Here is a 12,964-nt window from a genome sequence, read left to right on the forward strand (position 1 = left end):
CCATCACGTACAATGATGCGTGTATGAGCGAGCGACGCTCTTGTTTGATCTGAGGCCCTGACTGTATGCAATCCAACCGCCTTCCTCTAAGCGACTGCCTGGATGCAGCCGTAACCGCCGCTCACGCAGCTGCTGCTATTTTACAAGCCTACTCGCACAATAGGGCCGAGCTGGTCATAGACACCAAAATGCGTAACGACCTGGTGTCGCAAGCCGACCGGGAAGCCGAAGAGGCCGTCATACAAATCCTGCGCGAGCGTTGTCCAGACCTGGGCATCGTCGCCGAAGAAAGCGGCGGCAACACATCGGGGCTGGCCACCTGGTATATCGATCCTCTGGACGGCACCACTAATTTCCTGCATGGCATTCCGCAGTACGCCGTGTCTATCGCCTTGATTGCGCATGCCGGCACCATCGTCGCAGGCGACACGCCGCTTGAACATGACACGCCCGTCATCGGCGTCATTTACGACCCCAATCGCGAAGAGCTGTTCACCGGCATGCTGGGCGTGGGTGCCTGGCTTAACGAGCGGCGCATTCATTGTTCGCCTACCGAAACGCTGGCTGAATCCGTCGTCGCCACGGGCTTTCCGTTTCGTGATTTTTCGTTTTCCGAACAATACATGCCCACCTTGCACCACGCCATCAACGTCACTCGGGGCGTACGCCGCCTGGGCGCCGCGGCATTGGACTTGGCATGGGTAGCTTGCGGCCGCTACGATGGCTATTGGGAAATGGGCCTGGCGCCATGGGACGTCGCTGCGGGTACCGTCATTGTCCGCGAAGCGGGCGGCATTTGCGAAGACATCCATCATCGCGATCCCTGGCCTATCAAAGGGTACGTCTACGCCGGCAACCTGCACACGGCACCGGCACTGGACGCGATGATACAGCCACACCTTACACGGGATAAGCAAACATGAAGCTGGCAGACGCTATTGTTGGTTGGGCCCCCGAGATTGTCGCCATACGACGCGACCTGCATACTCATCCGGAACTGGCCTATGAGGAAGTCCGCACCGCCGACGTCGTGGCACAGAAGCTCGAGTCCTGGGGCATCCCCGTACATCGCGGCCTGGGCATCACCGGGGTCGTCGGTACCATCGAGGGCAAGACGCAAAATGGCCGTGCCGTAGGGTTGCGGGCCGATATGGATGCCCTGCCCATGCAAGAGGCCAATACTTTTGGCCACGCCAGCAAGCACGAAGGCAAGATGCACGCCTGTGGGCATGATGGGCATACCGCCATGTTGCTGGCAGCCGCCCGCTACCTTGCCGAACACCGCGATTTCGAAGGTACCGTCTACGTTATCTTCCAGCCGGCCGAAGAAGGACACGGCGGCGCCAAGGCGATGATAGACGACGGCCTGTTCTCGCTGTTTCCCATGGATGCCGTATTCGGGATGCATAACTGGCCGGGCATGGCCGAAGGCAGCTTCGGCGTGGTGGCCGGCCCCGTCATGGCATCCAGTAACACCTTTCACATCCGCCTGGAGGGCAAGGGTGCGCACGGCGCCATGCCGCACCTGGGCGTTGACCCGGTCATGGCCGCAGTGCAATTGGCGCAATCGCTGCAAACCATCATCACGCGTGATCGCAATCCGCTGCAACCCGCGGTGCTCAGCATTACCCAAATTCATACCGGGTCGGCCGACAACGTCATCCCCAACGACGCCATCATACGAGGCACGGTGCGCACGTTCACCGACGAGACGCTCGACCTGATAGAAACCCGGATGGCCGAAATCACCGAACACACCAGCCAGGCACTGAACTGCAAGGCCGAGTTCTCCTTCCAGCGCAACTACCCGCCCACCATCAATCACGAAAAAGAGGCCGATTTCTGCGCCCAGGTGCTCAATGGCATTGTGGGGGCCGAGAACGTCGATCGCGGCATCCCGCCCTCCATGGGCGCGGAAGACTTCGCCTTCATGCTGCGCGAGAAACCAGGCTGTTATGTCTGGATAGGCAACGGCCTGGGAGGCCATCGCAGCGAAGGCCATGGCACGGGACCTTGCATGCTCCATAATGGCAGCTACGATTTCAACGACAACCTGATCCCGCTGGGTGCAACGTACTGGGTCGAGCTAGCCAAACAATGGCTGACCTCGTCCCATAGCTGAACCGCGGTTCATTAGCCCTTACCGGAGCCGCACTTGAGCGAGACCAGCACCTACACCGTCCTGCCACCCCCAGAGCGCCACGCCGTGCTGCGCGTCATGCCGCAGCCGGCCGACTCGAACATACATGGCGACGTATTCGGCGGCTGGATCATGGCTCAGGTGGATATCGCCGGCTCGATCCCGGCCACCCGTCGCGCCGCCGGCCGGGTCGCCACGGTCGCAGTCAACTCCTTCACGTTCAAGCAGCCCGTCTTTGTCGGGGACTTGCTAAGCTTTTACGCCGAGATCATCAAGATCGGCACCACCTCAGTGACGGTTTCCGTAGAAGTCTATGCCGAACGCCAACGCATGGAACTGGAAGTCGTCAAGGTTACTGAAGCCATACTGACCTACGTCGCTACCGACGAGGATCGCAAGCGCCGCCCCCTTCCACCAGCCTAACCCAAGGTTTTGCGTATGACGGATTCCGAAGTGCAGGCTGAAAGCGTGCCCATTACCATTCCGCGCCGGCTCGATCCCGAGGACGCGCAGATGGCACTGCAACGCCTGCAGAGCATACTCAAGCGCCAAGAGGTCGTGGAAACGCTTGCGCAGCGACAGTACGAGGACGACGACAAGTCCAATTTGCTCGAAGGCTTGCTGCATCGTCAGCACGAGAACGAGATCAAGGCGATCGTCAACGATCTGCATCCCGCCGACATCGCTTTCATCCTGGAGTCGCTTCCTGTCCAGGAACGTCAGGCAGTCTGGCAATTAGTCAGCGCGGAGCACGACGCCGACGTGCTGCTCGAGGTCGACGACTGGGCGCGTGAATCCCTGATCGAGTCCATGGACCACCAGGACCTGATCGCCGCGACCGGCACCATGGACGCCGACGAGATCGCCGACCTGGCTGCTGACCTGCCGGCCGACGTGATTGCGGAAGTTCAAAAAGGCTTGACGGACGCCGAGCGCGCCCAGCTTATCGAAGCCATGGGCTATCCCGAGGACACCGTCGGCGCCATCATGGACTTCGAGATGGTCCGCGTGCGGGAAGATGTCTCGCTGGAGGTCGTACTGCGCTATCTGCGCCGCCTGCACGAGCTGCCTGACCACACCGATCAGATCTTTGTCGTCGATCGCGATGACAAGCTGCAGGGCTCGTTGCCGCTGACCACGCTGCTCGTACGCGAACCGGACGTCCTGGTGTCCGATGTCATGGTGACCGACTACCTGACACTTAATCCGCTGGACTCCGACGCGGATGCTGCGGGCGCCTTCGAACGCTACGATCTGGTGTCGGCACCCGTCATTGATGATCAGGGCCGGCTGATCGGTCGAGTCACCATCGCCGAGGTCGTGGACGTGATCCAGGAAGACTCGCAAGAGCAAGCACTGTCGCGCGCCGGCTTGCAGGAAGAAGACATTTTCGCGCCTGTCGCGGACGCCTTGCGTAACCGCGCGCCATGGTTGCTGGTCAACCTGTGCACGGCATCAACGGCCGCGTTTGTTGCGTCGCGCTTCGAGGACACCGTCAGCCACATTGTGATCCTGGCGTTTCTGATGTCCATCGTAGCAGGCATAGCCGGTAACTCTGGCAATCAGACCATGACCATGATCATACGCGCGCTGGCGGTAGGCCGCGTGACGGGCTCGAACTCATGGCAATTGGTAAAGCGCGAGATGACCGTCACGTTTCTGGTAGGCGTATGCGGCAGCCTGGTGGCGGCCTGCTTTGCCTGGGCGATATCCGGATCGGTGGCGATTGCCGCCGTCATGATGGCGGCCATGATTTGCAATATGCTGATCGGCGCAGCACTGGGGGTGCTGATCCCCATGCTGCGCGACCGTTTCGGCAAAGACCCCGCAATAGGGTCCTCGGTGCTGCTGACCTTTGCCACCGACTCTTTAGGCTTTTTCGTGTTCCTGGGCCTGGCGACGATATTCCTGGTCTAGGCGGCGGCAAGCCCGGCCGTCAGGCCAGCTTGCCGTGGCAGTGCTTGTACTTCTTGCCGCTGCCACAAGGACAAGGCTCGTTGCGTCCCACCTTGGGTACAGCGCCCGCAGGCACCTGCGCCTTGGCCGCCGGCTGTTGATCCAGCCCGGGGTCCTCTCCGCTGAGTGCAGCGTCGTAGTCAGAGTGGTGATAAGTGACGTTATCGAGCCGGGGTTCGGATTCTTCTACTTCGACCTGCTCGGGCGACTGAATGCGCACCGTCATCAAGACCCGCACAACTTCGTTGCGTATGCGATCGAGCATGTCGGAGAACAGCTCGAAAGCCTCGCGCTTGTATTCTTGCTTGGGATCTTTCTGGGCGTAGCCGCGCAGGTGTATGCCCTGGCGCAGGTGGTCCAGCGCCGACAAGTGGCTGCGCCAATGCGTGTCGATGGACTGAAGCAACATGGAGCGCTCGAATGGCGCCCAGCCTTCCTTGCCCACCATATCGACCTTGGCCTGGTATACGCGGGCCGCTTCGGCCAGCACGCGCTCAAGCAGATCGTCGTCGGTAAGGTTGGGCTCTTGCTCGAGCATGTCGACCAGTTGCAACGATAGCTGCCACTCGGACTCGAGCGCATTTTGCAACGCGGGAACGTCCCACTGCTCTTCCATGGTCTCTTCGGGGACATAAGCCCGGAACTGCTCGGTAATGGCAGCATCGCGCAAGCCGGCGATGGTCGCCGACACATCGGTCGATTCCAATACTTCGTTGCGTTGCGAGTAAAGCACCTTGCGCTGGTCGTTGGCAACGTCGTCATACTCGAGCAATTGCTTGCGTATGTCGAAGTTGCGGCCTTCCACCTTGCGCTGTGCCGACTCGATAGAGCGCGATACCATCTTGGCCTCGATGGGCTCGCCCTCGGGCAGGCGCAGTCGCTCCATGATGGAACGCACGCGGTCGCCCGCAAAAATGCGCATCAGGGAGTCTTCCAGCGACAGATAGAAACGCGACGAGCCCGGATCGCCCTGGCGGCCGGCCCGGCCACGCAACTGGTTGTCGATACGGCGCGATTCGTGCCGCTCTGTGCCGATGATGCGTAAACCGCCTGCCGCCTTCACTGCGGCGTTGGCAGGCGCCCATTCGCTCTTGATGATCGCAATGCGCCGCTCTTTTTCGTCCGCCGAAATAGCGTCGTCGGCGCGGATGATGTCCACTTGCTTTTCAACGCTGCCGCCCAGCACGATGTCGGTTCCCCGACCCGCCATATTCGTGGCGATGGTGATGTGGCCGGGCTTGCCGGCCTCGGCAACGATCTCGGCCTCGCGCGCATGTTGCTTGGCATTCAGGACTTCGTGCTTCAGGCCGGACTTGTTCAGCAAGCCGGAGAGCAGTTCGGAGTTCTCGATGCTGGTGGTTCCCACCAACACCGGCTGCCCACGCTCGTGGCAGTCTTTGATGTCTGCAAGAATGGCGTTGTATTTTTCGACATCGGTCTTGAAGACCTGGTCGTTCTGGTCGTCCCGCGCCATGGGACGGTTGGTCGGGATGATGACCGTTTCAAGCTGATAAATTTCCTGAAACTCGTAGGCTTCCGTATCGGCCGTGCCGGTCATGCCGGCCAGCTTCTCGTACATGCGGAAATAGTTCTGGAAGGTAATGGATGCCAGCGTCTGGTTCTCGTTCTGGATCTTTACGCCTTCTTTCGCCTCCACTGCCTGGTGCAGACCGTCGGACCAGCGTCGGCCTGCCATCAGGCGGCCAGTGAACTCGTCGACAATGACAACTTCGTTGTCCTGGACCACATACTGTTGATCACGGAAGAACAGATTGTGCGCACGCAGCGCCACCATCAGATGGTGCACCAGCGAGATATGACGCGGATCGTAAAGGGATTCGCCTTCGGGCAGCAAACCGACCTTGACGAGGATCTGTTCGGACTTGATCTGGCCGGCTTCCGACAAGTGCACTTGCTGGCCTTTCTCGTCGACCCAGAAGTCTCCTTCGGGCTCGGGCTCGTGCGGCTTGGGTTCGGATGGCATGCGCGTAAGCATGGGCGGCACGGCATTCATGCCCAGGTACAGTTCGGTGTTGTCTTCGGCTTGCCCGGAAATGATCAGCGGCGTGCGCGCTTCGTCGATCAGGATGGAGTCCACTTCGTCGACAATGGCGTAAAACAAGGGACGCTGACGGCGGTCTTCCGGTCGGTACTCCATGTTGTCGCGCAGGTAGTCGAAGCCGTATTCGTTATTCGTACCGTAGGTGATGTCCGCCGTGTAGGCGGCGCGCTTCTCTTCGTTCTCTTGCTGGGGGACGACCACACCCACGCTCATGCCCAGGAAGTTATACAGACGACCCATCCATTCGGCATCGCGCCGTGCCAGATAGTCGTTGACCGTAACAACATGGACGCCCTTACCGGCCAAGGCATTCAGGTACACAGCAAGTGTCGCCATGAGCGTCTTGCCCTCACCCGTGCGCATTTCAGCGATCTTGCCATTGTGCAGCGCGATTGCACCCAGTAGCTGCACGTCGAAGTGCCGCATCCCGAATACCCGCTTGCTGGCCTCGCGAACTACCGCGAAGGCTTCCGGCAACAGTTGGTCCAGTGACTGGCCTTGCGCTACGCGCTCTCGGAAGGCCGACGTTTTGGCGGTAAGCTCCTGATCGGAAAGTTCCGCCATGCCGGCTTCCAGCGCGTTGATCTGCACAACCTGCTTGCGAAACTGCTTCAGTATGCGGTCGTTACGGCTGCCAATAATCTTTTTTAGCAAAGAAACCATTCTTTTGTCGTCGATGCGGCCCCTGCGCTTGCGCGCCGGATCGTCATGCTTGTCGTTGTGGTTGGCGGTTGATCCGCAGGAAAACGATACAGTTTAACGCACCTGAGTCTGGGCAGTATCGGTCTCTTGCATGGCGCTTGCGATCAATTGCTCATTGCCCCCGGCCTGTGCAAGGAACAGCCGCGGATCCAGGGGGTGCCCGGCAATACGCACCTCGAAATGCAGGTGGGCGCCGGTTGAGCGGCCGGAAGACCCGACCCGAGCAATCATCTGCCCCTTCTCGATCAGATCTCCTTGCTTCACATTAATGGAAGACGCGTGCGCATAGCGCGTAACCAGGCCGTTGCCATGGTTGATTTCGACCATCTTGCCGTAGCCGGGCACATAGCGGGCCTCGGTGACGACGCCGCCCGAGGAAGCATGTATGGGGGTACCCTTGGGGGCCGCGAAATCCAGCCCCTCGTGCATGGCATGGCGCCCGGTAACCGGATTGCGCCGCCAGCCGAAGGACGAACTCAGAAATGGATAGCTGACCGGCATGAGGGTGGGCAGGCCGGCTTGCACGCCCACGCGTTTGGTCAATACCAGATCAAGCATGGCCAACCAGTCTTTCTGCTCGGAAATCTGCTGAGTCAGGGCATCGAGTTGGCGCCCCAGCCCCTCGGCCGACCAGCCAGCGCCCTCTTCGGCGGTAATGTAGTCCATGACAGGCGCCGAGCCTTCCTCCAGGCTGGCATGGATCTCCGGATCGGTATAAGACACGCCGGCGACCTCTGCCACGCGCTTGCTGAGGCTGTCCATGGCAATGAGCTTAGCCTGCAGGTCGCCCACTTTGCTCGCCAGCAAGTTCACGTTGTGACGCACATAGGTGGAGTCTCGCGATACCTGTTCTGCGATCGCGTGCTCTTGATCGGGCGACAGTACCGGCTGCCTGTTAAGCTGTGACTGCATCCAGGCTCCTGCGGCCGCCGAAGCCCCCAGGGCGAGGATCGCCGCAAGGGCGATGGTCACGGTCCGGAACCCTCTGGCGTTAGAATCAACGTTACCGTTGCTCATAGTCAAAATCTCACTAAAACTTCATTGAAAAATACTAGGCATGTCTAAACCCGCTGCTCGACGATCACAAAGCGACGCCGCCCCCGCCGTATTGGCGCTCGCGTGGCTGGGTAGTGATCAGCAAGGCGCTCAGGTGCTGCAAACCGCGCAGAACATGCTGGCAATGGAGCAGGCCACCAAGGGCTTGCTGCCCCCTGCGCTGGCGCAGGTTTGCAAGGTGGCCCGTATAGACAGACAGCAAATAACCCTGGCGGTTCCCGGCGCGGCGCACGCATCCAAACTGCGGCAACTGGCACCGCGCATTGCGCGGGCCCTGAGCGAGGACGGATGGAACGTTACCGAAGTCAGTGTCAGGGTTCAAGCCGGGTTGTTACAAAGCCAGACAAAAACATCGTCCAGGGAGGTCGTGCCGCTGGACGAAACCGCATTGCAGGCCTTCGAGGACCTGCAGCGGTCCTTGCGGCCGGGGCCGCTTACGGATGCCATCGAACGATTGCTGGGGCACCACCGAAAATAGGCGTCAGATGCCCCCAACAAGCCGGGGAGTCAGGCGAACTTCCACTCGTGGGTGAAAGCCTTGGGAGCGGTCGCGGTGGACTCGTAGGTGATGAGCTCCCAGGCATCTTGCTGCGCCAGTAGCGCCCTGGCCAACTGGTTGTTCAGGCCGTGTCCCGACTTGCACGCCACGTAGCGCGCCACCAAGGGCTTGCCAATAAGGTAAAGGTCGCCAATGGCGTCGAGGATCTTGTGTTTGACGAATTCGTCGTCGTAGCGCAAGCCGTCGGTGTTAAGTACCCGATACTCGTCCATCACGATGGCGTTGTCCAGGCTGCCCCCACGCGCAAGACCCGCTGCACGCAAGGCTTCGACTTCGCTGACGAAACCGAAAGTGCGCGCGCGTGCGATCGTCTTGACGTACGAGTCTGTGGCGAAATCGACCTCGGCGAAATTGGCCGTGGAGTCGATGGCCGGGTGATGAAAGTCGATCGCAAACGACAGGGCAAAGCCGTCGTACGGTTCAAGACGGGCCCATTTCAGGTCAGAGCCCTCGCCCTCTTGGACTTCGATGGTTTTCAGGACGCGCAGGAACTGCTTGGGCGCAGATTGCTCTTCCAGCCCTGCGGAACGAAGCAAATATATGAAAGTACCGGCGCTGCCGTCCATGATGGGGACTTCTTCGGCGGTAAGGTCGACGTGCAGGTTATCGATACCCAGACCGGCCAGGGCAGACATCAGGTGCTCTACAGTAGAAACGCGCACATCGCCCTGCTGCAACACTGAGGCCATGCGGGTATTGCCCACCTGATCGGCCCGCGCGGGAAGATCGACAACTTCGGGAAGGTCAACGCGATGAAACACAATACCCGTATTGGGCGCGGCCGGTCGCAAAGTGATCTCGACCCGTCGACCCGAATGCAGGCCCACCCCTTTGGTACTGATGGCTTTTTGTATTGTGCGCTGACGTAACATAAATATTTAACGCGGCCCATGCATAGTGATGGATCTCGCTTCAGGAAAGAAGGTAACAGTGTAACCGAGTGGAGGGTTTACCACTAAAAATTTGTATTTCAAGGCGCTTCAATCTGCTCGCCTGCATGCCGACAAAACGCGGCCGCGCGCCTCCCTGGGGAAAGAGGGAATCGCGCGACCGGGCCCGCCGGGGCATGACACCGGCCAGGCATGTGAGAGGCTTTATTTATTAATATTGCTGGGCTGTCAGTCCGCCTGCTTGCGCAAGAAAGCCGGGATGTCGAAGTGATCCATACCGGCGGTTTCCAGGGCACGCACCTGGGCCGAAGCCTGGCTGCGTGGATTACGGATCACAGCAGGTACTTCGCTGTTGCCGTATTCGTATCCACCCATGGCGGACATATTGTCAGTACCGGTGCGCAGCTCCTGGGCGGTGTTCTGTACCAACTGCGGACGCGTGGCAGCAGCGCGGCCAAGGCCAGTTGCGACAACAGTCACGCGCAGGTTCTCGCCCATGGACTCATCGTAGGCCGTACCGAAGACGATGGTTGCTTCGTCGGCGGCGTAGCTGCGAATGGTATCCATGATCTCGCGCGTTTCGCGCATTTTCAGCGTGCGGCTGGCTGTGATGTTGACCAGCATGCCACGTGCACCGTGCAGATCGACTCCTTCCAGCAATGGGCAGGCGATAGCGCGCTCGGCGGCCACCTTGGCACGATCCTGACCCGCCGCGATCGACGTGCCCATCATGGCCTGACCCTGCTCGCCCATAATGGTCTTGACGTCCTCGAAGTCGACGTTGACGTTGCCCTCGACATTGATGATTTCGGCGATGCCGGCGCAAGCGTTGTGCAAGACGTCGTCGGCCGATTTGAAGCAATCTTCCTGTGTAGCGTCTTCGTCCATCAGGTCATACAGGTTTTCGTTCAGAACGACAATCAAGGAATGCACGTGCTTGGACAGCTCGGATATCCCCTCCTCGGCCATCTTCAGGCGTTTGGCGCCTTCGAATGCAAAGGGTTTGGTGACCACCCCTACAGTAAGAATGCCCAGCTCTTTGGCCACTTCCGCGACCACCGGACCTGCACCCGTACCTGTGCCGCCGCCCATGCCGGCGGTAATGAACACCATGTTGGCACCTGTCAGGGCTGCCCGGATTTCCTCCCTGGCGGTTTCCGCAGCTGCACGTCCTTGCTCCGGACGGGCGCCTGCGCCCAGACCCGTGCGGCCCAGACGGATCTGAACCGGCGCTTCGCTGGTTGCCAGTGCCTGCGCGTCAGTATTGGCGCAAATGAACTCTACGCCGCTCACGCCGGAACGGATCATATGGGACACCGCGTTACCACCCGCGCCGCCCACTCCCACTACTTTGATTACGGTACCGTTGCTGCTGGTATCGAGCATTTCAAAATTCATCATGATTGACTCCCTCACATATCCAAAAAACTAAAAAACTAAAATTCCCCAGTACTGCTTATTGTTCGGAACGGCTTCAAAAGAAATGCCAACGATGCTGCTCGCACCTGGTTTGAAGCTCCTCCGGAACAGGCTTGTCCCGCCTGTTCATCAGGGCTGTGTTGCGCCCTAATTCATGAACCACTCTTTCATGCGTGCCAGCAGAGTTCGGAAACTGCCCTTCTGCTGGGCCACCTTGCGCCCCCTGGCACGCTGCAAACGGGCTTCGGCCAGCAAGCCCATCACTGTGGAAAATCGTGGATTGTGCATGACATCGGCCAAGCTGCCCTCGTAAGCCGGAACGGCAACCCGCACCGGCTTGAGGAAGACGTCTTCCGCCAGCTCGACGATGCCGGGCATCAGCGAGGTGCCGCCCGTGAGCACGACCCCGGATGCCAACAAATCTTCGTAACCCGACTCGCGGACGATCTGCTGCACAAAAGTAAAGAGTTCTTCAATACGGGGCTCGATGACGGCACCCAGAGCCTGGCGCTTGACCTGCCGGTTGGGACGATCACCCAAGCCCGGCACTTCGATGTGCTCGTCGGCATTGGCCAGCACTTGCTTGGCAATGCCAAAGCGCAGCTTGATCTCTTCGGCATCCGGCGTGGGCGTACGCAACATGGCCGCAATGTCGCTGGTGATCTGGTCGCCCGCGATGGGCACAACAGCCGTGTGGCGTATGGCGCCTCCGGTAAAGATGGCGATGTCTGTCGTGCCACCGCCCACGTCGACCAACACCACGCCCAACTCCTTTTCGTCGGATGTCAGGCAGGCAAGGCTGGAAGCCAGGGGTTGAAGGATAAGATCTTGCACTTCCAGGCCGCAGCGCCGCACGCACTTGACGATGTTCTGCGCCGCACTGACGGCGCCCGTCACGATATGCACACGGACCTCCAGGCGCAGGCCGCTCATGCCGATGGGCTCGCGGATATCTTCCTGGGAGTCGACAATGAACTCCTGGGTCAACACGTGCAGCACTTGCTGATCGGTAGGAATATTTACCGCCTTGGCCGTCTCGATCACGCGGGCCACATCGGTGGCGGTGACTTCCTTGTCTTTGACGGCGACCATGCCGCTGGAGTTGAAGCTGGTGATGTGGCTGCCTGCAATGCCGGTGTAGACCTCGCGGATCTTGCAGTCGGCCATCAGCTCGGCTTCTTCGAGGGCCCGCTGTATGGAGTTGACGGTGGATTCGATATTGACCACCACCCCTTTGCGCATGCCCTGGGATTCATGCTGTCCCAGGCCCAGTACCTCGAAACGGCCTTCAGGCAAAATTTCCGCCACCACGGCCACCACTTTACTGGTGCCGATATCGAGTGCAACGATCAGGTCCTTGATGTCACGAGTCATAGTCTTTTTACTTCGTAGAGGTATTGGAAACAGGGGCCAGGGTGATTGCAAAACCGTTGGCATAACGTAAATCGGCACTGCTTATCGGCTGGCCATCCAGCCGCTGGGCCAGTGTGGGCCAGGCCTGGACAAAGCGTTCAATGCGCGAGGCAAACGGCAGGGCTCCCGAACGCCCATGCGGATCGGCTACATCGGCGGCCGGGTCGCGCCCCAGGCTAAGGTGCACGCCATTGGACAAATGGACCTCCCACGCATAGCGGGGACTAAGCGTCACTTGCTGCACCCGTAGTTGCAGCGGCGCAAACCACCGGGCCAGTTCGGCATAGCGCTGCACCACCAGGCGTTCAGAGCTGGCCGGCCCGTTCAGTTGGGGCAGCACCGCGTCATCGGCAAGTTCACCCTGGTTGGCCGAGAATGCCTCGCCCCAGGTGTTGATCATCTGGTTCTCATTCCACAGCGCCAATGGTTGCTGCTCTTCGATCTGCACCTTCAGGGTATCGGGCCACACGCGGCGTACACGCGCATGGCGCACCCAGGGCACGGTCTCGATCAGGTCGCGGGTGTCATCCAGCGACACAGAGAAGAAATTGGCCTGCACCCGCCCCGCTATCGTTGCGCTGACCGTTGCCGTGGAGACGAAGTTCAGGTGTTCGCCCTGCATGGAACCGATCTGCATTTCGGTGATGGCAAAGTAAGGCCGCTGTGCAATCCAGACCACGACGCCCGCAACCATAGACGCCACAGCCAGCAATGCCAGCGCGTTCGCGATCAGATTGGTTAGTCGGGGGTCGGTCAACACAAAGGGC

The 12,964-nt window shown here is 60.0% G+C and carries 11 protein-coding genes; 5 read left to right on the forward strand and 6 right to left on the reverse strand.

The window, feature by feature from the left end; translation table 11 throughout:
* Positions 1 to 65 precede the first annotated feature (65 nt).
* The 4 genes from CKA81_RS09635 to mgtE all read left to right on the forward strand — a co-directional run bounded on the left by CKA81_RS09635 (position 66) and on the right by mgtE (position 4,057).
* Positions 66 to 923 (forward strand): inositol monophosphatase family protein, encoded by an 858-nt coding sequence (locus CKA81_RS09635; protein WP_128355068.1) that lies wholly within the window; start codon positions 66 to 68, stop codon positions 921 to 923.
* Positions 920 to 2,122, forward strand: a complete 1,203-nt coding sequence (locus CKA81_RS09640; RefSeq protein ID WP_128355069.1) for a M20 aminoacylase family protein — start codon at positions 920 to 922, stop codon at positions 2,120 to 2,122. The genes CKA81_RS09635 and CKA81_RS09640 overlap by 4 nt, the downstream gene beginning before the upstream one ends.
* A gap of 96 nt (positions 2,123 to 2,218) precedes the next feature.
* Positions 2,219 to 2,563, forward strand: a complete 345-nt coding sequence (locus CKA81_RS09645; RefSeq protein ID WP_228255846.1) for an acyl-CoA thioesterase — start codon at positions 2,219 to 2,221, stop codon at positions 2,561 to 2,563.
* A 15-nt stretch (positions 2,564 to 2,578) separates the two neighbouring features.
* Positions 2,579 to 4,057: a magnesium transporter gene (gene mgtE, locus CKA81_RS09650; RefSeq protein WP_128355071.1), complete on the forward strand. Its 1,479-nt coding sequence runs from the start codon at positions 2,579 to 2,581 to the stop codon at positions 4,055 to 4,057.
* A 19-nt stretch (positions 4,058 to 4,076) separates the two neighbouring features.
* On the opposite strand, the gene secA is transcribed toward mgtE, so the two are convergent.
* Complete coding sequence (gene secA, locus CKA81_RS09655; protein ID WP_128355072.1) at positions 4,077 to 6,821, reverse strand: preprotein translocase subunit SecA; 2,745 nt, start codon at positions 6,819 to 6,821, stop codon at positions 4,077 to 4,079.
* Positions 6,822 to 6,914: 93 nt separating this feature from the next.
* Complete coding sequence (locus CKA81_RS09660) at positions 6,915 to 7,826, reverse strand: M23 family metallopeptidase (protein ID WP_394342553.1); 912 nt, start codon at positions 7,824 to 7,826, stop codon at positions 6,915 to 6,917.
* 91 nt (positions 7,827 to 7,917) lie between these two features.
* Here CKA81_RS09660 and CKA81_RS09665 point away from each other — a divergent pair, with 91 nt between their 5' ends.
* The gene (locus CKA81_RS09665) at positions 7,918 to 8,394 is read left to right on the forward strand and encodes a DciA family protein (protein ID WP_128355074.1); all 477 of its coding nucleotides are present in this window, start codon (positions 7,918 to 7,920) and stop codon (positions 8,392 to 8,394) included.
* 29 nt (positions 8,395 to 8,423) lie between these two features.
* Here the strand turns inward: CKA81_RS09665 and lpxC are convergent, their stop codons facing one another.
* From lpxC to CKA81_RS09685, 4 genes are all read right to left on the reverse strand, one after another.
* Entirely contained in the window at positions 8,424 to 9,347 is a 924-nt protein-coding gene (lpxC, locus tag CKA81_RS09670; protein ID WP_128355075.1) for a UDP-3-O-acyl-N-acetylglucosamine deacetylase, read from the reverse strand.
* Positions 9,348 to 9,593: 246 nt separating this feature from the next.
* A complete protein-coding gene (gene ftsZ / locus CKA81_RS09675) occupies positions 9,594 to 10,766 on the reverse strand; it encodes a cell division protein FtsZ (protein ID WP_128355076.1) in 1,173 nt (390 codons plus the stop codon).
* A 165-nt stretch (positions 10,767 to 10,931) separates the two neighbouring features.
* On the reverse strand, positions 10,932 to 12,158 hold the full coding sequence (ftsA, locus tag CKA81_RS09680; RefSeq protein WP_128355077.1) for a cell division protein FtsA: 1,227 nt from the start codon (positions 12,156 to 12,158) through the stop codon (positions 10,932 to 10,934).
* 7 nt (positions 12,159 to 12,165) lie between these two features.
* A complete protein-coding gene (locus CKA81_RS09685; RefSeq protein ID WP_128355078.1) occupies positions 12,166 to 12,957 on the reverse strand; it encodes a cell division protein FtsQ/DivIB in 792 nt (263 codons plus the stop codon).
* Positions 12,958 to 12,964: the final 7 nt, after the last annotated feature.

Origin of the sequence: Pollutimonas thiosulfatoxidans (assembly GCF_004022565.1) — a bacterium.
GTDB classification, from domain to species: domain Bacteria; phylum Pseudomonadota; class Gammaproteobacteria; order Burkholderiales; family Burkholderiaceae_B; genus Pusillimonas_D; species Pusillimonas_D thiosulfatoxidans.

Coding starts and splice junctions, on each gene's coding strand:
- lpxC (WP_128355075.1), bottom strand. CDS start 9,347: ATGTTACGTCAGCGCACAATACAAAAAGCCATCAGTACCAAAGGGGTG.
- mgtE (WP_128355071.1), top strand. CDS start 2,579: ATGACGGATTCCGAAGTGCAGGCTGAAAGCGTGCCCATTACCATTCCG.
- CKA81_RS09635 (WP_128355068.1), top strand. CDS start 66: ATGCAATCCAACCGCCTTCCTCTAAGCGACTGCCTGGATGCAGCCGTA.
- CKA81_RS09640 (WP_128355069.1), top strand. CDS start 920: ATGAAGCTGGCAGACGCTATTGTTGGTTGGGCCCCCGAGATTGTCGCC.
- CKA81_RS09645 (WP_228255846.1), top strand. CDS start 2,219: ATGCCGCAGCCGGCCGACTCGAACATACATGGCGACGTATTCGGCGGC.
- ftsZ (WP_128355076.1), bottom strand. CDS start 10,766: ATGATGAATTTTGAAATGCTCGATACCAGCAGCAACGGTACCGTAATC.
- CKA81_RS09665 (WP_128355074.1), top strand. CDS start 7,918: ATGTCTAAACCCGCTGCTCGACGATCACAAAGCGACGCCGCCCCCGCC.
- ftsA (WP_128355077.1), bottom strand. CDS start 12,158: ATGACTCGTGACATCAAGGACCTGATCGTTGCACTCGATATCGGCACC.
- secA (WP_128355072.1), bottom strand. CDS start 6,821: ATGGTTTCTTTGCTAAAAAAGATTATTGGCAGCCGTAACGACCGCATA.